General features: G+C 74.2%; 18 protein-coding genes and 1 pseudogene. 13 read left to right on the top strand and 6 right to left on the bottom strand.

Translation table 11 applies throughout. From position 1 onward, the window contains the following. Positions 1–61 precede the first annotated feature (61 nt). The 5 genes from GKE82_RS10410 (at position 62) to GKE82_RS10390 (ending at position 6092) form a co-directional block, all read left to right on the top strand. A complete protein-coding gene (locus GKE82_RS10410; protein ID WP_107566869.1) occupies positions 62–517 on the top strand; it encodes an SRPBCC family protein in 456 nt (151 codons plus the stop codon). A gap of 30 nt (positions 518–547) precedes the next feature. Further along, the gene (locus GKE82_RS10405; protein ID WP_154733223.1) at positions 548–2131 is read left to right on the top strand and encodes an acyl-CoA carboxylase subunit beta; all 1584 of its coding nucleotides are present in this window, start codon (positions 548–550) and stop codon (positions 2129–2131) included. 65 nt (positions 2132–2196) lie between these two features. Next, on the top strand, positions 2197–3066 hold the full coding sequence (locus GKE82_RS10400; RefSeq protein WP_154733222.1) for an SDR family oxidoreductase: 870 nt from the start codon (positions 2197–2199) through the stop codon (positions 3064–3066). A 6-nt stretch (positions 3067–3072) separates the two neighbouring features. Further along, complete coding sequence (locus GKE82_RS10395) at positions 3073–4530, top strand: wax ester/triacylglycerol synthase family O-acyltransferase (protein ID WP_107566866.1); 1458 nt, start codon at positions 3073–3075, stop codon at positions 4528–4530. A gap of 20 nt (positions 4531–4550) precedes the next feature. Next, positions 4551–6092 carry a succinic semialdehyde dehydrogenase gene (locus GKE82_RS10390; protein WP_255450922.1) on the top strand — a complete coding sequence of 514 codons (1542 nt, stop codon included), beginning with the start codon at positions 4551–4553 and terminating at the stop codon, positions 6090–6092. Between the two features lie 28 nt (positions 6093–6120). Here the strand turns inward: GKE82_RS10390 and GKE82_RS10385 are convergent, their stop codons facing one another. Genes GKE82_RS10385 through GKE82_RS10370 form a run of 4 tightly spaced genes read right to left on the bottom strand, consistent with a single transcriptional unit; the run spans position 6121 to position 8841 of the window. Beyond that, on the bottom strand, positions 6121–6291 hold the full coding sequence (locus GKE82_RS10385; RefSeq protein ID WP_154733221.1) for a hypothetical protein: 171 nt from the start codon (positions 6289–6291) through the stop codon (positions 6121–6123). Then, the gene (locus tag GKE82_RS10380; RefSeq protein WP_107566864.1) at positions 6288–6584 is read right to left on the bottom strand and encodes a hypothetical protein; all 297 of its coding nucleotides are present in this window, start codon (positions 6582–6584) and stop codon (positions 6288–6290) included. The genes GKE82_RS10385 and GKE82_RS10380 overlap by 4 nt, the downstream gene beginning before the upstream one ends. A gap of 44 nt (positions 6585–6628) precedes the next feature. After that, positions 6629–7543, bottom strand: a complete 915-nt coding sequence (locus GKE82_RS10375) for a hypothetical protein (protein WP_154733220.1) — start codon at positions 7541–7543, stop codon at positions 6629–6631. Beyond that, on the bottom strand, positions 7543–8841 hold the full coding sequence (locus GKE82_RS10370) for an acyl-CoA dehydrogenase family protein (protein ID WP_154733219.1): 1299 nt from the start codon (positions 8839–8841) through the stop codon (positions 7543–7545). Before GKE82_RS10370 ends, GKE82_RS10375 begins: the two co-directional genes overlap by 1 nt. 61 nt (positions 8842–8902) lie before the next feature. Between GKE82_RS10370 and GKE82_RS10365 the strand changes: the two genes are divergently transcribed. From GKE82_RS10365 to GKE82_RS10355, 4 genes and pseudogenes are all read left to right on the top strand, one after another. Beyond that, positions 8903–9565: a TetR/AcrR family transcriptional regulator gene (locus GKE82_RS10365; RefSeq protein WP_199223823.1), complete on the top strand. Its 663-nt coding sequence runs from the start codon at positions 8903–8905 to the stop codon at positions 9563–9565. A gap of 33 nt (positions 9566–9598) precedes the next feature. Beyond that, a pseudogene (locus GKE82_RS10360) lies at positions 9599–10975 on the top strand (flavin-containing monooxygenase); the annotation flags it as partial. Next, complete coding sequence (locus GKE82_RS31380; RefSeq protein WP_375337042.1) at positions 10958–11581, top strand: TetR/AcrR family transcriptional regulator; 624 nt, start codon at positions 10958–10960, stop codon at positions 11579–11581. The pseudogene GKE82_RS10360 and the gene GKE82_RS31380, both read left to right, overlap by 18 nt. Then, a complete protein-coding gene (locus GKE82_RS10355; RefSeq protein ID WP_154733217.1) occupies positions 11578–12525 on the top strand; it encodes an alpha/beta hydrolase in 948 nt (315 codons plus the stop codon). Before GKE82_RS31380 ends, GKE82_RS10355 begins: the two co-directional genes overlap by 4 nt. Before the next feature lie 20 nt (positions 12526–12545). On the opposite strand, the gene GKE82_RS10350 is transcribed toward GKE82_RS10355, so the two are convergent. After that, entirely contained in the window at positions 12546–13280 is a 735-nt protein-coding gene (locus tag GKE82_RS10350; protein ID WP_154733216.1) for a suppressor of fused domain protein, read from the bottom strand. Between the two features lie 63 nt (positions 13281–13343). Here GKE82_RS10350 and GKE82_RS10345 point away from each other — a divergent pair, with 63 nt between their 5' ends. Beyond that, positions 13344–14546 carry an acyl-CoA dehydrogenase family protein gene (locus tag GKE82_RS10345; RefSeq protein ID WP_107566856.1) on the top strand — a complete coding sequence of 401 codons (1203 nt, stop codon included), beginning with the start codon at positions 13344–13346 and terminating at the stop codon, positions 14544–14546. A gap of 9 nt (positions 14547–14555) precedes the next feature. Beyond that, positions 14556–15611 carry an acyl-CoA dehydrogenase family protein gene (locus GKE82_RS10340; RefSeq protein ID WP_309233533.1) on the top strand — a complete coding sequence of 352 codons (1056 nt, stop codon included), beginning with the start codon at positions 14556–14558 and terminating at the stop codon, positions 15609–15611. Between the two features lie 22 nt (positions 15612–15633). Here the strand turns inward: GKE82_RS10340 and GKE82_RS10335 are convergent, their stop codons facing one another. Next, positions 15634–16884: a cytochrome P450 gene (locus GKE82_RS10335; RefSeq protein ID WP_154733215.1), complete on the bottom strand. Its 1251-nt coding sequence runs from the start codon at positions 16882–16884 to the stop codon at positions 15634–15636. A gap of 105 nt (positions 16885–16989) precedes the next feature. On the opposite strand from GKE82_RS10335, the gene GKE82_RS10330 reads away from it, so the two are divergent. Next, positions 16990–17784: an enoyl-CoA hydratase/isomerase family protein gene (locus tag GKE82_RS10330; protein WP_158276567.1), complete on the top strand. Its 795-nt coding sequence runs from the start codon at positions 16990–16992 to the stop codon at positions 17782–17784. A 65-nt stretch (positions 17785–17849) separates the two neighbouring features. Beyond that, a complete protein-coding gene (locus GKE82_RS10325; RefSeq protein WP_154733214.1) occupies positions 17850–19112 on the top strand; it encodes a Rieske 2Fe-2S domain-containing protein in 1263 nt (420 codons plus the stop codon). The last annotated feature ends 2 nt before the right edge of the window (positions 19113–19114 follow it).

The raw sequence follows: 19114 nt of genomic DNA, 5'->3' as shown, positions 1-19114 counted from the left end.
GTCCGCGGTCGTGCGCGGTGGTCGCAGCGCGCCCCGCGGCCCGTAGACCGGGTGATCGCCCGTGCCGCTGCTCGCCGAGACCACCGCCACCGTCCCCGCCTCCGCCGAGGCGGTGTGGGCCGTCCTCGCGGACGTGGAGGCGCGCCCCCGATGGCATCCGCGCCTGCAGCGCGCGTGGCTCGACGGGCCGCTCGCGCCCGGCGTGCGCGGCGGGCTGCACCCCGAGCGCACGCGACCGGTCGACCTCGAGGTCGGCGTGGTTCAGCCGCAGCGGCGTCTGACGCTCGTGGGCGTCCACGGGCTGCCGGTCGCCCGGGGCACCTACGAGCACGAGCTGCGCCCGCTCGGCGACGACGCCTGCGAGGTGACGCTGCGGATGCGGGTCGACGGCCCGGCCGCCCGCCTCGTCGCGCTGCTCGCCGGCCGGCTGCTGCGCGCGTGGGCGCAGCCCGGGCCGCTGCAGGCGCTCGGCGCGCTGGCCCGCGAGCGCGACGCGCGCACCGCTCCGTCTCCCTGAGGCGCCGGTCGGACATATGCTCCGGTCGAGATGTCCGACACCGGCACGACCCGTGACGACCGCGACGCCCCCGCCCCCGGCGAGGTCACCAAGCAGGAGGGCCTGGCCGAGCTCGAGCGTCGGCGTGCGGCCGCGCTGGCGATGGGCGGGGAGGAGCGGCTCGCCGCGCGCGCGGCCGCCGGGCGGCTGAACGCCCGCGAGCGCGTCGCGCTGCTCGTCGACCCGGGCTCGTTCGTCGAGCTCGGCATGCTCGCCCACTCCGACCGCGAGGAGGTCGGGGAGCGCGCCCCGGCCGACGCGGTGGTCACCGGGGTCGGCACGGTCGAGGGCCGCAAGGTCTGCGTGATCGCCACCGACGCGTCCGTGCTCGCCGGCACGACCGGCCGCGTCGGGTCGCGCAAGCAGGGCCAGATCATGAGCCTCGCCGGCCGCAAGGGCTACCCGCTGGTGATGCTCGGGGACGCCAACGGCGGACGCCTGCCCGACCTCCTGGGCTCCGACTTCGCGGCCGCGGCGGGTGGCGACGAGGGCGAGCACTTCCTCGGCCTGCGCGTCACCGAGGACCGCATCCCGCGCATCACCGCGATCCTCGGCAACGCCTACGGCGACCCGACGCTCTGGGCGGGGTCGTCGGACCTCGTCGTGATGGCGGAGGGCTGCTCGATCGCGCTGTCGGGCCCGTCGCTGGTCGGCGCGTCGACCGGGGCCGAGACGACCCACGAGCAGCTCGGCGGTCCCGCGGTCACCGTGCGCGAGACCGGCATGGTCACGCGGCTCGAGCCGACCGAGGAGGCCGTGATGCAGACGATCCGCCGCTACCTCGGCTACCTGCCGAGCAACGCGACCCGCGAGCCGCCGAGCGTCCCGCCGGTCGCGCCCGCGACGCCGGGCGAGGAGCTGCTGACGATCGTGCCCGACCGCGGCCGGCGCGGCTACGACGTGCGCCGCGTGCTCGACGCGGTGCTCGACGGCGACTCGTTCCTGGAGCTGCACCCCGAGCACGCGCGCAGCGTCGTCGTCGGCCTCGGCCGGGTGCAGGGTCGCCCCGTCGGCGTGGTCGCCAACCAGCCGAAGTTCCGCGGCGGGGTCCTCGACGCCCCGGCGGCCGTCAAGGTCCACCGCCTCGTCGACCTCTGCACCGGCTTCGGGCTGCCGCTCGTCTTCCTGCAGGACATGCCCGGGGTGATGATCGGGGAGGAGTCCGAGCGGCTCGCGGTCGGCCAGAAGCTCATCGGCCTCTACACGGCGGTCGCTCGCTCGCCCGTCCCGAAGGTGACGGTGATCCTGCGCAAGGCGTTCGGCTTCGGCTACATGGCGCTCGGCGGGCCGTCGATGGGCACCGACTACGTCGTCGCCTGGCCGAACGCGGAGATCGGGTTCATGGCCGCCGACAACGCCGTCCACGTGGTCCACCACCGCCGCCTGCAGGCGGCGCGCGCCGAGGGCGGGGAGGAGGCGGCGCGCGCGCTGGCCGCCGAGCTCGAGCGCGAGATGCACAGCGCGTTCGCCCCCTGGCGGGCCGCGTCGCAGTCGTTCCTGCACGACGTCATCCGGCCGCAGGACACCCGGCAGGCCGTGATCGACGGGCTGTTCGTCGGGACCGGGTACCGCTGAGCCGGGACCCCGTAGATCGGACGGTCAGGCCGGACATACTGTTCGCAACGTGTCAAGATCGGGGCATGTCTCCTCTCTCCGGCCGCGTCGTCCTCGTCACCGGAGGTGCCCGCGGGATCGGGCACGCCACCGCCCGGGCCCTGCGTGACGCCGGGGCGCGCGTCGCGATCGGCGACCTCGACGAGCAGGCGACCCGCGACGCCGCGGCGGCGCTCGGCCCGGACGTCCTCGGGCTCGCGCTCGACGTCACCGACCCGGGCTCGTTCGCGGCGGCGATCGACCGCGTCGAGGAGGAGCTCGGCCCGCTCGACGCGCTCGTCAACAACGCCGGGATCATGCCACTCGGCCCGTTCGTCGACGAGGCCGACAGCACCGCCGAGAAGGTCATGCAGGTCAACGTCCTCGGGGCCATGACCGGCATGCGGCTCGCGCTGCGCCGGATGCTGCCCCGCCGTCGCGGCCACGTCGTCAACGTCGCCTCGGTGGCCGGGAAGGCGCCCGCGCCCGGGGCGGTCTCCTACTGCGCGAGCAAGGCGGCCGTCGTCGCGATGACCGAGACCGCACGCGTCGAGCACCGCGGCAGCGGCATCGAGTTCACGTGCGTGATGCCGTCGTTCACGCAGACCGACCTGATCGCCGGCACCACGGGCACGCGGTTCATCCGCACGGTCACCCCCGAGGACGTGGCGGCGGGCATCGTCGACGCCCTCGCGGACCCGCGCCCGGACGTGTACGTGCCGCGCGTCGTCGGCTCGGCCGTCCGCGCCAACCAGCTGCTGGGCCGGCGCTTCCGCGACGCGACCGCGCGGGCGCTGAAGGCCGACCGCACGTTCCTGGAGATCGACCAGGCCGCGCGCGCCGGCTACGACCGCCGGATCGGTGCCGCCAAGCAGCCCGAGCTCGTCCGCGGCGCCGACGACGACGCGGAGGCCTGAGGTCCGATGTCCCAGCTCGCCCTGCACCAGCTCAGCGCCTTCGACGCGCAGTTCCTCGCCGAGACCGACACGACGCTCGCGCACTACACGGGCATCACGATCGTCGCGCCCGCCCCCGACGGCAGCACGGTCACCCGGGACGCGATCATCGCCCGCGTCCAGCAGCGCATCGGCCTGCTGACCCCGCTGCGCTGGAAGCTCCACACCGTGCCGCTCGGCCTCGACCACCCGGTGTTCGTCGAGGTCGACCCCGACGTCCCGGCGCACGTGCAGGAGATCACGCTCGACGCCCCCGGGGACGAGCGGCAGCTCGGCGCCGCCGTCGCGTCGATCCTCGAGGTCCAGCTGCCGCGCGACCGGCCGCTGTGGCGCATCGATCTCGTCCACGGCCTCGCCGACGGGCGCTCCGCGATCCTCACGACGCTCCACCACGCCGCCGCCGACGGCGTCGCCGCCGCGCACATCTTCGGCACGCTGATGGTCGACCACGACGCGCCCGTGCGCCCCGCCCGGCGCGCCGCGCTCGTCCCGCGCCGCCGCGAGCTGCTGGCGCGCGGCACCCGTGGTCTGCTGCTGCACCCGGTGCGCGGCACGCGGGCGGGGCTGAAGGTCCTGCCCCACCTCGACCAGTCGCCGAGCCTGCGCTCGATCCCCGGGGTCCCGCAGGTGGCGGGTGCCGCGCGGACCGCGGGACGGCTCGCCGCGTGGGCCACCGGCGGTCCGGTGAGCGCCCGCCCGACGGTGGTCGCGGCGCCGCGGACGCGGATCAACGGCCCGCTCTCCTCGCGGCGCATCGTCGCGTTCGGGCGCGTGCCGGTCCAGGTCGTGAAGGACCTGAAGAACGCCCACGGCGTGACCTTCAACGACGTCGTCGTCGCCGGGGTCTCTGGCGGGCTGCGTCGGCGGCTCGAGGCCACCGGGGGCGTCCCCGACGCGCCGCTCGTCGCGTTCGTGCCGACGAGCGTGCGCGGCACGACCGCCGCGGGCGGCTTCGGCAACGCGATCTCCTCGTTCGTCGTGCCGATCCCGACGCACCTCGAGGAGCCCGACCGCCGCATCGGGTTCGCCCGCCGGGCGATGGTCGCCGCCAAGGAACGCCACCGGGCGATCCCGACCTCGCTGCTGGCCGACACCAACGGCCTGATCCCGCCGCCCCTGTTCGGCGCCGTCGCCGGGGTCGCGATGAAGCTCATGGACTCCGGCCAGGTCGCACCGCCGGTGAACCTGACGATCTCCAACGTGCCCGGTCCGCCCGTGCAGATCACGGCGTTCGGCCGCGAGGTCGTCGGCCAGTACCCGGCGAGCCTCATCTTCGGCGGCGTGGGGCTGAACGTCACCGTCGTCAGCTACGCCGACGCGCTGGAGATCGGGATGGTCGGCGACCGCGAGCTGCTCCCGGACCTGTGGGAGCTCGTCGAGGACGTGCGCGAGGAGTTCGCCGCGTTGCACGCCGCGATCAGCTGAGTAGCATCACCCTTGACACCCTGTCGAACCCGAGGAGAGCCCGCATGGCCGACGTGACCGCCGATTCCGCCCCCGCGACCCGCACCATCGACGTCGAGGACCCGGCGCGCGGCCGCACGATCGGGCAGATCCCCGTCCTGGACGAGCGTGCGGTCCAGGAGCTCGCCACGCGCGGCCGGATGGCGCAGGTCGGCTGGAACGCGATGGGCTTCGACGCGCGCGCCGACGTCCTGCACCGCTCGCGCCGCTGGCTGATGGCGAACACCGACCGCATGATCAAGACGATCTGCGACGAGACCGGCAAGACCTACGAGGACGCCTCGCTGGAGGTCAGCATCGCCGCGCAGAGCTTCCGCTTCTGGGCGAAGGAGTCCGAGCGGTACCTGGCCGACGAGCCGATCTCCCACTTCACGCCGTTCACGGTCGGCAAGAAGGTCGTCGTCCGCTACGAGCCCGTCGGACTCGTCGGCGTCGTCGGCCCGTGGAACTACCCGCTGGTCAACGCGTTCTGCGACTGCGTGCCCGCGCTCATGGCCGGCAACGCGGTGGTCCTCAAGCCGTCCGAGGTCACCCCGATGACCGCGCTCCTCGTCCAGGAGATGCTCGACGCGGCCGGCATGCCCGCCGACGTGTTCTCGGTCGCCACCGGCGACGGCGGCACCGGCGGCGCGGTCGTCGACGCGGCCGACTACGTGATGTTCACCGGCTCGACCGCGACCGGCCGCAAGGTCATGGAGCGCGCCGCGAAGACCCTCACGCCGGTCTCGCTGGAGCTCGGTGGCAAGGACCCGATGATCGTGCTCGCCGACGCGGACCTCGACCGCGCCGCGAACGCCGCCGCCTACTACGGCCTGCTGAACTCGGGCCAGGTCTGCATCTCGATCGAGCGCGTGTACGTCGAGCGTGCCGTGCACGACGAGTTCGTCGCCAAGCTCGTCGCCAACGTCCGCGAGCTGCGCCAGGGCGTCTCCGACGGCCCGGGCGTCGCCGAGGTCGGGGCGCTGACGTTCGCGCCGCAGATCGACATCGTCGAGGCGCACGTCAAGGACGCCGTCGAGCAGGGCGCGAAGGTCGAGATCGGCGGCCGCCGCGGGGCGGGTCCCGGCCGGTTCTTCGAGCCGACCGTCCTGACCGGCGTCACGCACCAGATGCGTTGCATGCGCGAGGAGACGTTCGGCCCGACGATCCCCGTGATGGCGGTCGAGGACGCCGAGGAGGCGATCCGCATGGCCAACGACTCCGAGTACGGCCTGCAGGCCAGCGTCTGGACCAAGGACATCGCCCGCGGCGAGGCGATCGCCCGGCGCGTCGAGGCGGGCGCGGTGCTCGTCAACGACGCGCTGCTCAACTACGCGGTGATGGGCGCCCCGATGGGCGGCTGGAAGTCCTCGGGCGTCGGCTCGCGCCACGGCGCCAACGGCATCCGCAAGTACTGCAAGACCCAGACGGTCGTCTCGCAGCGCTTCGCGCTCAAGAAGGACCTGAACATGTTCCCGTACACGCCGCTGAAGTCGAAGCTGCTCGGCCGCGTCGTCAAGGCGGCCTACGACCGCAAGCGCTAGGCGGCGCCCTCCGGCGCCGCCCGCGGGATCAGATCTGCGGGACCGGCGCCGGGTCGGGCTCGGTCGGCGGGGCCGGGTCGTCGGGCACGACCGGGGGCTGGGGCGCCGGGTCCGGCGGGAGCTGCGGCTCGGGGCCGGGCGAGGGCGGGCCGGGCGCCGGCGGCGCCGGGACCTCGGCACGGGGGAGGGTGGCGGTCATCCGGCGTCCTCCTCGCGGTCGGCCTCGCCGTGCTCGGCGGCCTCGCGCTCGGGCTCGGGGTCGGGCATGTCCTGCAGGACGCGGTGGGCGGCGTGCTGGTCGCCGTGCGAGGCGTTGTCGACGAGGGCGCGCTCGGCGTCCTCGAAGCCCTCGGCCTCGCCGCCGCCCGCCTCGCGGACGGCCTGCTGGGCCGGGTCGGCCTCGGACGTGCCGGTCCCGCCGATGGCGGCCGCCTCGGCGGCGGCCTCCTGCTCGTGCTCGCGTTCGGTGGGGGTGATCGGGTCGGTGTCCATGCCGTCGGGCTACCCGGCGACCGCGCGGGCAACCGCGCGCGGGCTCAGCGCTGCAGGCGGTTCCACTCGAGCCAGCCCAGGCCGGTGCGCCCGTCGTCGGTGCGCACGCGGCAGAGGGCCCGCGGGAACCACGACACGCGCCCGTCGGGGGCATCGAGGCGCACGCAGCCGAACGCCAGCGGCTCGACCGCGAGGTCGGGGGCGTCGGGCGCGAGCGCGACGGCGCAGCGCACGATCAGCCCGTCCGGCGCGACCTCGTCCTGCGCGACGACGGTCGACAGCTCGTGCACGAGGCCGTCGCGCTGCACGTAGCCGACGCTGTACTGCGGCACCCCGGGGATGCCGACGGCGTGCAGGTGCGTGCCGTCGTCGAGGTGCAGGGCGCTCCACATCCACTCGACCGCCCACCAGTCCCGCGCGCCCCACGAGTGGTCGCGCTGCCCGACCCCGGCGAGCGTGAGCTGCTCCTCGCCGACGCGGACCGTGCCGGCGACGCGGCACGGGACCTCGTAGCGGTTGCCGTGCCGCCAGCGGTACGGGGTGCCGTCGGTCGTCCACTCGAGCTCCAGCGCGACCGCGGTCGGCACACCGGTCCCGCCGTGCAGCGGGGCGGCGTGGTCGGCGTGCGCCTCGCCGATCCCGTCGACGGAGAGCCGCCAGCGTCGCAGCGGCTCCTCGCAGGACTGCCGGTAGCGGGCGCCGTCCACCGTGACGGCCTGGGTGTCGTCGTCGGCGTCGGGCAGCGGCACCTCGCGCGCGAGCATCACCGACGGGCGGCCGGGACCGGTCACGCAGACCGTGAGGAGGGCGACCCCCTGGTTCGGCAGCCGCCCCAGGCGCGCGTAGACGCCGAGGTCCCCGCTCGCCGAGACCGCGTCGAAGTACCAGCTCTCGTTCCACAGCGGCTCCGGGCCGGGCGCGTGCCGTCCCTCGTCGGCGGCGTCCGGCTGCGGTGCCATCAGTCGTTGGCCGTGACCATCTCGAGGATCTCGGCGAACTTCTGCCGGGCGTGCGCCTCGCGCGTGGGCAGGTGCTCGCTGGGCACCCCGTCGGCGGGCGCCTCGTAGCCGCGCAGGATCTGCCGCGCGACCGACTGGCGGTGCACCTCGTCGGGCCCGTCGTAGAACCGCGCGCCGCGCGCCATCCGGTACATCGCCTCGAGCGGCAGGTCGGTCGAGTAGCCGAGCGATCCGTGGATCTGGAGGGCGCGGTCGACGACGTCGTGCAGGACGCCGGCGCCGAAGAACTTGATCAGCGAGATGTCGGTGCGGGCGGCGGAGGCGCCCTGGGTGTCCATCTTCCACGCCGCGTGCAGCGTCATCAGCCGGGCCGCCTGCATCTGCGCGGCGCTGTCGGCGATCCAGTTCTGCACGGTCTGCTTCTCGGCCAGGGTGGAGCCGAACGCGTAGCGGTAGGTCGCCCGCTCGCAGAGCATGTCGAAGGCCCGCTGGCTGACGCCGAGCCAGCGCATACAGTGATGGATGCGGCCGGGCCCGAGGCGGTGCTGGGCGATGAGGAAGCCGGTGCCCTCCGCGCCGAGGAGGTTCTCCTTCGGGATCCGGACGTCCTCGTAGAGCACCTCGGAGTGCCCGCCGAGCTTGCCGAAGCCGCCCTCCGGGTGCTCCATCGTCGGCACGTCGCGCAGGATGTTCACGCCGGGGGTGTCGGCCGGGACGATGAACATCGAGGCGCGCTGGTGCGGCCGCGCGTCGGGGTCGGTGACCGCCATGACGATGAGCACGTCGGCGATCGAGCCGTTGGAGGTGAACCACTTGTGGCCGTTGATGACGTAGTCGTCGCCGTCGCGGACCGCGCGGGTCTGCAGCAGCGTCGGGTCGGCGCCCGCGCCCGGCTCGGTCATCGAGAAGGCGCTCTTGATGTCGCCGGCGAGGAGCGGCTCGAGCCAGCGCTCCTTCTGCTCGGGCGTGCCGGCGAGCGCGAGGATCTCGCTGTTGCCGGAGTCCGGCGCCTGGCAGCCGAACGCGTTGGGCGCGAGCATCGAGGTGCCGAGGATCTCGTGCAGGAGGCCGAGCTTCACCTGGCCCCACCCCTGACCGCCGAGCTCGGGCGGCAGGTGCGCGGCCCACAGGCCCTGCTCCTTGACGCGCTCCTGCAGCGGGGCGTAGGCGCGGTCGAGCTGGTCCTGGTCGAGCTCGTGGAAGACGGTCTCCAGCGGCCAGATCTCCTCGCGGACGAACTGCCGCGCCCAGTCGAGCTTCTCCTGGTACTCCGGGTCGGTCGAGAAATCCCAAGGCATGCGACCGAGTCTAATGCAGGCGCATTGATTGTCAATGCGGGTGCTTGTAGGGTCCGGCGCCGTGCCCGACGCCCCGGACCTGCGCACGCGCCTCGTCGCCGCCGCCGAGCAGCTGTTCTTCGAGCGCGGCCTCGACGGCGTCTCGCTGCGCGAGATCAACGCCGCCGCCGGGGCTCGCAACGCCAGCGCCGTCCAGTACCACCTCGGTGGCCGTGACGGCGTCATCGCGGCCGTCCTCGAGAAGCACGCCCCCGAGGTCGAGGCCCGGCGCCACGCGCTGCTGGACGCCGCCCAGGACGAGCCCGAGCTGCGCGCGGTCGTCGCCGCCTACGTCCGCCCGCTGGCGGTCAAGCTCGGCGACGCCGACGGCGGTCCCGGCTACCTGCAGGTCCTCGCGGACCTCGCCACGGCTCCCGGCGAGCGGGCGCTGCGGCTCCTGGGCGGCGTGGAAAGCAGCAGCACCGCCCGCTGGCGCACCGCGGTCGCGCCGTTCATGCCCGCCGGGGCGGTCGAGCTGCACCGCCGCTTCACCGCGATGCAGTTCACCCACGTCGAGCTGGCCCGGCGCGCGCACGAGCGCGGCGTCCGCGCCGACCACCGGCTGTTCACGAGCCACCTCGTCGACCTCGTCGCGGGGCTCCTCGGCGCGCCGGTGTCGGGCGAGACGGCGCGCCTGGTGGAGGCCCGCGACGCCCGCCGGGCCGCCCGCACCGGGCGAAGTTGACACCCGTCAAGTTCCCGGGGTACGGTCGGCCGCATGGGAGAGCTTCCGACCACCTGCGTCATCGGCGCCGGCATCAGCGGCCTGACCGCCGGCAAGAACCTCGGGGACTACGGCGTCCCGTACGAGTGCTTCGAGTCCTCGGACCGCATCGGCGGCAACTGGGCGTTCAAGAACCCCAACGGCCGCTCGAGCGCCTACGCGTCGCTGCACATCGACACGTCCAAGGACCTCCTGTCGTTCAAGGACTTCCCGATGCCGGAGTCCTACCCGGACTTCCCGCACCACTCGGAGATCAAGAGCTACCTCGAGCTCTACGCCGACGCGTTCGCGCTCAAGGAGCGCATCCACTTCGAGAACGGCGTCGAGCACGCCCGGCGGCTGCCCGGTGGCGGCTGGGAGGTCGACACCCAGGACGGCGAGACGCGCCGCTTCGACGCGCTCGTCGTCGCCAACGGCCACCACTGGGACGCGCGCCTGCCCGACTTCCCCGGCACCTTCACCGGCGAGACGATCCACTCCCACCACTACATCTCCCCGACCGACCCGCTCGACCTGCGCGACAAGCGCGTGCTCGTCGTCGGCATCGGCAACAGCGCCGCCGACATCGTCAGCGAGCTGTCCCAGAAGGCGTGGGGCAACCGGGTGACGATCTCGACCCGCTCCGGCGCGTGGATCATCCCCAAGTACGTGTTCGGCCGGCCGGTCGACAAGGTCGTGTCCACCACGCCCTGGCTGCCGCTGGCGCTGCAGCGCCGCGCGGCGCGGATCCTGCCCCGGCTCATCTCCGGGCATCCGACCGACTTCGGCCTGCCGCAGCCCAACCACCACTTCCTCGAGGCCCACCCGACCGCCTCCAGCGAGCTGCTCCTGCGCCTCGGCTCCGGCGACGCCTGCGCGAAGCCGAACGTCGAGCGCCTCGACGGCCGCACCGTCCACTTCGTCGACGGCACCAGCGGCGAGTTCGACGCGATCGTCTACGCCACGGGCTACAACATCAGCTTCCCGTTCTTCGACGAGGACCTCATCAGCGCACCGGGCAACCGGATCGACCTCTACAAGCGGATGCTGCACCCCGACCACGACGACGTCGTCTTCGTCGGCTTCGCCCAGGCCGTCCCGACGCTGTTCCCGTTCGTGGAGTGCCAGTCGCGGCTCGCGGCCCGCTACCTCGCGGGCACCTACCGGCCGCCCGCGCCCGAGGAGATGCGCCGCGTGATCGCGGCCGACGACGCGCGCAACACCGGCCACTTCAAGGACTCGCCGCGCCACACGCAGCAGATGGACTACCACGTCTACGAGTACGAGATGCGCAAGAAGGAGCTGCCCGCGGGCCGCGAGCGCGCGCAGCGCCCGGCCCGGTCCCGCTCGCGGGGCGTGCCGGGGAGCCCGTCGGTGTCTGAGGCGGTCGCGCAGCGGCCGCCGAGCAGGGGGGACGTCCGGCGCGCGGCGCTGCTGCAGGCGCTCGAGCGGCTGCTGCGCGACCGGCCGCTGTCGGCGGTCGGCATCGGCGAGATCGCCCGGGACGCCGGCGTCGTGCGCTCCGCGTTCTACTTCTACTTTCCCGGCAAGGAGGCCGCGGTCGCCGAGCTGCTCGGCGACGTCGCCGACGAGCTGCTCGCGGTCGCGGCCCCGTTCCTCGACGAGCCGCACGGGCGCGACGTCGCCGCGGTCGGCCGCACGATGCGCAGCACCGTCGCCGCCTGGCGCCGTCACCGGCACGTCGTCCTCGCGACGATCGACGCCCGCGACGACGCCGAGGTCCGGCGGCTGTGGAACGCGTGGATCGACCGGTTCGTCGCCCCGGTCGCCGCGACGATCGCCGCCGAGCGCGCGCTGGGCAATGCGCCCGACGGCCCGGACCCGGTGCTGCTCGCCCGCCTGCTGCTGTCCATGAACGAGCGGGCGCTCGAGCGCCACGCGCGCGGCGAGGACGAGCCGTCCTTCACCGACGAGCAGCTCGCCGACGCCCTGACCACGACCTGGCTTTCCGCCATCTTCGGAGGACCCACCGCATGACCGAGCCGACCGACATCCGCTTTCCGTCCGGCGGCGTGCAGTGCGCCGCCTGGCATCACGTCGGGGAGGGCGACGCGCTCTCCTCGCCGGCCGGGCGGCCCTGCGTCGTCATGGCGCACGGCTTCGCGGCCACGCGCGACAGCGGGCTGCCGCCGTTCGCGCAGGCGTTCGCGGCGGCGGGGGCCGACGTCGTCCTGTTCGACTACCGGCACTTCGGCGCCAGCGACGGCGAGCCCCGCCAGCTGCTGTCCCCGCGGCGTCAGCGCGAGGACTACGCGGCGGCGATCGCGTACGCGCGCACGCTGCCCGGCGTCGATCCGGACCGCATCGTCGCCTGGGGCGTTTCGTTCGCCGGCGGGCACGTGCTCCAGGTGGCGGCGGAGGACCCGCGGATCGCCGCGGTGATCGCGCTGACGCCGGCGACCGACGGCCTGGCGACGCTCGTCGACCTCGTGCGCCGCAACGGGCCGCTGGCCGCCGGCCGGCTGACCGCGGTCGGCCTGAAGGACGCGCTTGGGGCCCTGCGGGGCGCGGCGCCGGTGTACGCCCCGTCGGTCGGCGCGCCGGGCACCGTCGCCGCGTTGACCGCGCCCGGTGCCGAGGCCGCGATGCACGCCGTCGCCGGGCCGACGTGGCGCAACGAGGTCGCGGCGCGCATCTTCCTGCAGGTCGGCTCCTACGCCCCCGGCCGGCACGCCGCGAAGCTCCGGGTGCCGCTGCTCGTGCAGATCGGGGACGAGGACCGCACGGTCACCCCGGCCCAGTCGATGAAGGCCGCCGAGAAGGGGCGGGCCGAGGTCCGGCACTACCCGTGCGACCACTTCGACGTGTACCCGGGCGGATCGGCGCACGAGCGCGTCGTCGAGCACCAGCTCGCGTTCCTGCGCCGCCACCTCGGCGGGGGCGCGGCCGCCGCGACGGCCGCGGTGGGCGCGGCGGCCTGACCGCCGGCTGCGGCCCGCGGTCAGCGGCGGCGGAACAGCCCGCGGCGGCGCCGCCCGCCCAGCGCGGAGGGGCGCGCGCCGTCGAGGACGTCGCCGACACCGGCGGCGTCGAGCGCCTCGAGCAGCGGATCGGCGCCGGAGCGGACCTTCAGCTCCATCTCGTCGGCGTGCAGCGGCAGGAACGTCAGGACGGTCACGACCCGGCCGTCGGGCAGCTCGAGGGTGCCGAACTCCGGCGGCGGGGTGAGCGGCGGGGCGAGCATGACGCCGACGAACGGGCTGCCGGGCGCCACGGGGTCGGGCGGGTCGCCGTTGGGCATCGTGTGCCAGGCGCCGAGCCACGAGTCGTACTCGTGCGGGAAGCGGGCGAGCACCTTCATCCAGCGGATCGGCCAGTAGTGGCGCTCGTCCTGCCAGGCGTCCTCGTCCAGCGGCCAGTCGGGCGGGAGCAGCAGGCAGATCTCGGCGTGCGGCGACAGCTCGCCGTCGAGCTCGGCGGGGAGGGTCATCGGCCGGTCGCTCATGCCGGAGGTCATGAGCGCCGCGTACGGGCGGTCGGGGGCTGGGAGCACCATGTGGATGTCGACGTGGACGAGGTCGCTGACGATCTCGTGGAAGACGGTCTCGACCGGGCCGATGTGCCGTTCGAGGTGCGCGCCGACGGCGGCGATGGTGGCGTCGTCGCCCGGGGCGGGCTCGAGGTCGCGGTCGGTGCGCTGCTCGTAGCGGTAGATGCGCTGCTCGTCGTCGCCCATGCCTGGCGCGACCCTACCCACCAGACTCGGACAGCCTGTCCGTTCACGATGTATGATCGTGGCATGTCGCTCGAGCTCACGGCCGATCAGCACGACTACCGCGACCGGCTGCGCGCCTGGCTGGACGAGCACGGTGCCGACGCCCCGCGTCGGCACGTCCTCGAGCCCCAGGACGATGCGGCCGTCGCGCGGCTGCGCGCGTGGCAGGGTCGCCTCTCCGACGCCGGCTACGTCGGGGTCACCTGGCCCGCGCGGTTCGGCGGTCCCGGCGGCACGCCGGCCGAGGCCGTCATCGTCGACCAGGAGCTCGAGGCCCGCGGCATCGCCGGCCCGTTCGACTTCATCGGCATCGGCATGGTCGGCCCGACGATCATGGCCCACGGCACCCCCGAGCAGCAGGAGCGCCACCTCGCGCCGCTGCTGCGCGGCGACGAGTTCTGGTGCCAGCTGCTCTCCGAGCCGGGCGCGGGCTCCGACCTCGCGGCCGTCCAGACCCGCGCCCGGCGGCGCGAGGACGGGGCCTGGGTCGTCAACGGCCAGAAGGTCTGGACGAGCTTCGCCCAGCACGCCGCGTTCGGCATCCTGCTCGCCCGCACCGACCCGGCCGTCGCCAAGCACAAGGGCCTGTCGATGTTCCTCGTCCCCATGGACAGCGACGGCCTGACGATCCGGCCGCTGCGCCAGATCACCGGTGACGCCGAGTTCAACGAGGTCTTCCTCGACGACCTCGTCCTGCCGGCCGACGCCATGATCGGCGCCGAGGGCGAGGGCTGGAAGGTCGCGCTGACGATGCTCGGGTTCGAGCGCGTGGCTGTCGGCTCGGGCCTGCACGCGGTCCGCCTGGAGCGGCTCGTCGCCGCGATCGCCGAGGACCCGGCGGCGCGCGAGGACCACGCCGTCCGCGTGCGCATGGGCCAGGTCGCCAGCCAGCTCCTCGCCCTGCGCCACACGAGCGAGCGCGTCGTCCGCGAGATCGCCGAGGGCCGCGTCCCCGGCCCGGACGCCGGGCTCATCAAGATCACGTCGGTGATCGCGTCGCTCGACGCGTGCCGCTTCGTCGTCGACGCCATCGGCCCCGACGCGCTCGTCGACGGGGAGTGGGGCCACCAGGTCTCCGCCCTGCCGGGCGTCCGCTCGGCCGGCGGCACCGAGGAGATCCTGCGCAACCTCATCGGCGAGCGCCACCTCGGGCTGCCGCCCGAGCCCCGCGTCGCCCCGCCGGCGCCCGCCGCCCCTGCTCCCGCCCCCGCTCCCGCGACCGTCTGAGGAGACGCCGTGTACCTCCCCCTGACCGACGAGCAGACCTTCCTGCGCGAGGCCGCGCTCGACGCCCTGGCCCGCCACGCCACCGTCGAGGCCGCCCGCGAGGCGCTCGACGACGCCGTCTATCCCGTCCTGTGGCCGACCGGCACGGAGGCCGGCTGGACCGGCCTGCTCACCGGCGAGGACGCCGACGGCGTCGGCCTCGGTGCCTACGAGGCGCTGCTCGTCCTCGAGGCCTGCGGCGGACGGCTGGCGGACGCGCGGCTGCTCGGCCACCTGCCCGCGACCGCGCTGCTCGAGGCGGCCGGCGCCGACGCGCAGCTGCGGGGCGCGCTGGCCCGGGGCGAGCGTCGGGCCGCGCTCGTCGACGGCGGCGCCGGGGACCGGCCCGGGGCGATCAGCCTCGACGGCGACTTCGCCTCCGGCGCGGTCACCGGGGTGCTCGACGCCGACGGCGCCGACGTCCTCGTCGTGGTCTGCGGCGACACCCTGCTCGTCGTCGAGGCCGGCGCGGACGGCGTCGTCGTCGCCGGCAAGCGCGCCTACGACAGCACCCGGGCGGTCGCGGACGTCGTCCTGCGCACCGCCGCGGGGACCCGGCTGGAGCTGCCCGCGGGCCGCGGCCGTGACGGCGTGGACCTGCAGCGGACGCTGCTGGCGGCCGAGGCGGTCGGCGCGGCGGACGCGGCGATGCGGATGGCGCGCGACTACGCCGTCGACCGCGTCGCGTTCGGGCGGCCGATCGGCTCCTACCAGGCGATCAAGCACAAGATCGTCGAGATGCTGCGGCTCGTCGAGGGCGCCCGTTCGCTGCTCGTCGCCGCGGGGGAGGCGTGGTCGCACGACCGCGACGGCTTCGCGCTCGCGGCGAACGCCGCCCGCGTCGCCGCCGACGACGCCCTGCGCTACGCCGCACCGGAGAACATCTTCATCCACGGCGGCGTCGGCGCCACCTGGGAGCACGACGCGCAGCTCTACTACCGCCGCGCCGAGTCCTCCCGGCGCCTGGCCGGCGGCGTCGACGCGGCCGCGGCCGCGGTCGCCGACGCCCTGCTCGCGGCCGCCTGAGCGGCGGCCGCGCCCGCGGCGCTCAGGCCGCGGTGTCGCCGGCGCGCGCGCCGGGCGTGAACGTCACCGGGAAGTGCACGAGGCCGTTGGCCCAGGAGGAGGGGAGGCGCTCGACCGGGCCGGGGGGCTGGAGGTCGCGCAGCCGCCGGGTGATCTCCTCGAGCGCGATCCGCAGCTCGGCGCGGGCGAGGCCGGCGCCGAGGCAGAAGTGTCGTCCGCCGCCGCCGAACGCCTTGTGCTCGGGCTTGACGCGGTGGATGTCGAAGCGCGTCGGCTCGTCGAACACCTCGTCGTCGAAGGAGGCGCTGGCGTACCACATGACCACGCGGTCGCCCTCGCGGATCGACTGCCCGCCGAGCTCCGTGTCGGTGGTCGCGGTGCGCACGAACCAGCGCACGACGCTCGTGTAGCGCAGGATCTCCTCGACGGCGCCCGGGATGAGCGACGGGTCCTCGACGAGCTCCTGCAGCTGGTCGGGATGCTCGAGCAGCGCGTGCAGCCCGTTGGCGAGCGTGTTGCGGGTCGTGTCGTTGCCCGCGAACGCGAGCAGGCCGAAGAAGACGAGGATCTCCGGGTCCGTGAGCTTCTCGCCGTCGACCTCGGCGGCGCGGAGCTTCATCACGAGCGAGTCCTCGTTGCCCTCGGCGGCCTGCCGCTCGATCTGCCCGTGCAGGTAGCCGGCCATCTTCACGAAGACCTCGGCGGCGGCGTTGGGCTCGGGGGCGCGCTGGGCGGCCTCGATCTCCTCGGTCCACGTGTAGAACTCGGCGATGTCCTCCTCGGGGACGCCCATGAGCTCGGTGAGCACGCCCAGCGGGATCGGCACGGCGATGTCGTCGACGACGTCGCAGGAACCGGCCTCGACGATCCGGTCGAGCGTCTTCGTCACGCGGGCGCGGATGCCGTCCTCGAGCGCCTGCACGGTGTGCGGCGTGAACGCCTTCTGCAGGATCAGCCGGTACTTCGTGTGCTGCGGCGGATCCATGTAGAGCAGCAGGTTCCGCGTCAGGTCCAGGCCGACGACCTGGTCGGGGTGCAGGAAGATGCCGGCCTTGTAGGAGGAGAAGGTCTCGGTGTCGCGGCTGATCGCGGACACGTCGGCGTGGCGGGTGACCGACCAGCAGCCGGTGCCGTCGGGCAGCGGGTTCCAGCGCACGGGAGCCTCGGCGCGCATGCGGGCGAACAGCTCGTGCGGCGTGCCGTCGGCGAACCAGCGCGCGTCGAGGACGTCGATGGCGTCGAGGTCGACGTCGGTGGTCTGGGCGGTGCTCATCGGGCAGGTCCTCCGGCCTGGGTGACGGGCGCCGAACCTACCAGAATCGGACAAGTAGGCCGGACAACTTGTTCGGGATTGTCCGCGCTCGTCTACGCTGGCGTCGTGAGCACCGACCGCATCGCCCTGACGATCTCCGACGGACTGGCCGAGCTGCGCCTCGACCGGCCGGACGCCGGCAACGCGATCGACCCGGCCTGGGTCACGGCGTTCGCCGCCGCCGTGGCCGAGCTCGAGGCCCGCGCCGGCGCCGACGCGCGTGCGGTCCTCGTGACCGCGACGGGGCGCGCCTTCACGGTCGGCGGCGACCTCGCGCACTTCGCCGGCGCGCTCGACGACCTCGAGGCCGCGATGGCGGCGATGGTGGCCCCGTTCCACGACGCGCTGGTGCGGCTCGCCGAGCTGCCCGTCCCGGTGGTCTGCGCGGTCCAGGGGCCGATCGCCGGCGGCGGCCTCGGCCTGGCGTGGTGCGCCGACGTCGTCCTGGCCGCGCCGCAGGCGCGCTTCGCCACCGGCTTCCACCTGCTGGGGCTCAGCGGCGACGGCGCCTCCTCGTGGTGGTTGCCCCGGCTCGTCGGACTGCGCCTCGCGCAGGAGATGCTGCTGCTCGGGCGCGTGCTCGACGCCGAGGAGGCCCTCGGCGCCGGGCTCGTGACCGAGGTCGTGGCGGCCGAGGCGCTGGACGACCGGGCGCGCGAGGTGGCCGCGGCGCTGGCCGCGGGACCGACGGTCGCGCTCGGCCACGCCCGCGCCCTGCTGCGCGCGGCGGCGCAGACGCCGATGCGCGAGCACTACGCGCGGGAGGTCGACGCGATGCTCGCGTGCAGCCGCACGGCCGACGCGGTCGAGGGGGTGCGCGCCTTCGGGGAGCGCCGCCCGCCGCGGTTCGGCGGCGTCTGAACCGGCGCCGGCGGCGTCCCGACAAGATCGGACAGTCTGTCCGGACATCTGGTATCGTCGTGGCCATGAGCATCGCTGAACGCCAGACGCCGGACTGGGACGCGCTCATCGAGCACGACCGCGTCCACGGGTCGCTCTACACCGACCCCGCGGTCTACGCCGCCGAGCTCGAGCGCATCTGGTACCGGACGTGGGTCTACGTCGGGCACGTCAGCGAGATCCCGGAGCCCAACGACTACGTGGTGAAGTCGATCGGCCCGCAGCCGATCATCATGAGCCGCGACAAGAGCGGCGAGATCCACCTGCTGCTCAACCGCTGCACCCACCGCGCGAACCTCGTGTGCGACGCGGCGAAGGGCAACTCCTCCGCGTTTCGCTGCCCCTACCACGGCTGGACGTTCTCCAACACCGGGCAGCTGCTCGGGTACCCGTTCAACTCCGGCTACGGCGGGCGCGAGGCCAAGAAGGACCTCGGGCTCGGCCGCGTGCCCCGGATCGGCGTCCACCAGGGCTTCGTCTTCGGCTCCTTCGCGGAGGACGGACCGTCCCTGATGGAGCACCTGGGTGCCGCCGCGGAGGCCTTCGACCGGCTCGTCGCCCTCTCGCCGACGGGCGAGGTCGCCCTGACCGCCGGCTGGCTGCAGCACGAGGCCAAGGCCAACTGGAAGATGCTGCTGGAGAACGAGACCGACGGGTACCACCCGCAGTTCGTGCACTCCTCGATCTTCAGCGTCGCCAAGAGCGGCATCGGCGACCTGTACGGGGAGAAGTCGACGGCGGTCAGCCGCGACCTCGGCGGGGGGCACACCGAGAACGACCTGCGCCCCGAGTTCCGCCGCATCGGCCAGCCGCTGGGCTGGTTCGGCACGAGGCCCGAGAAGGTGCCCGACTACGTCGCGCAGATGGAGGCGAGGCACGGGGTCGACGGCGCCCGCGAGATCCTGATCGACGGCGCCCCGCACGTGATGCTCTTCCCGAACCTGTTCATCGCCGAGATCCAGCTGTTCGTGATCCAGCCCACGGCCGTCGACGAGACGGTCCAGCACGTGACCGCCGTGCAGTTCCCCGGCTGCGACGACATGAACCGGCGGCTGCTGCAGCAGACGATCGGCTCCGTCGGGCCCGCCGGCTTCCTGCTCGCGGACGACACCGAGATGTACGAGCGCAACCAGCGCGGCGTCCAGGCGCGCTCGCCGGAGTGGCTGCAGATCAAGCGCGGCACCCACCGCGAGCGTCGCGACGAGAACGGCTTCCTGATCGGCGACGCGACCGACGAGGTCCCGCAGCGCGGCATCTGGCGCCACTACCGCGAGCTGATGGAGGACTGAGA

The organism is Conexibacter sp. W3-3-2, from assembly GCF_009707605.1.
Taxonomy (GTDB): Bacteria; Actinomycetota; Thermoleophilia; order Solirubrobacterales; family Solirubrobacteraceae; genus Paraconexibacter; species Paraconexibacter algicola.
The sequence above is the reverse complement of the archived record's forward strand: the minus strand, read 5'-3'. Positions and strand labels throughout refer to the sequence as shown.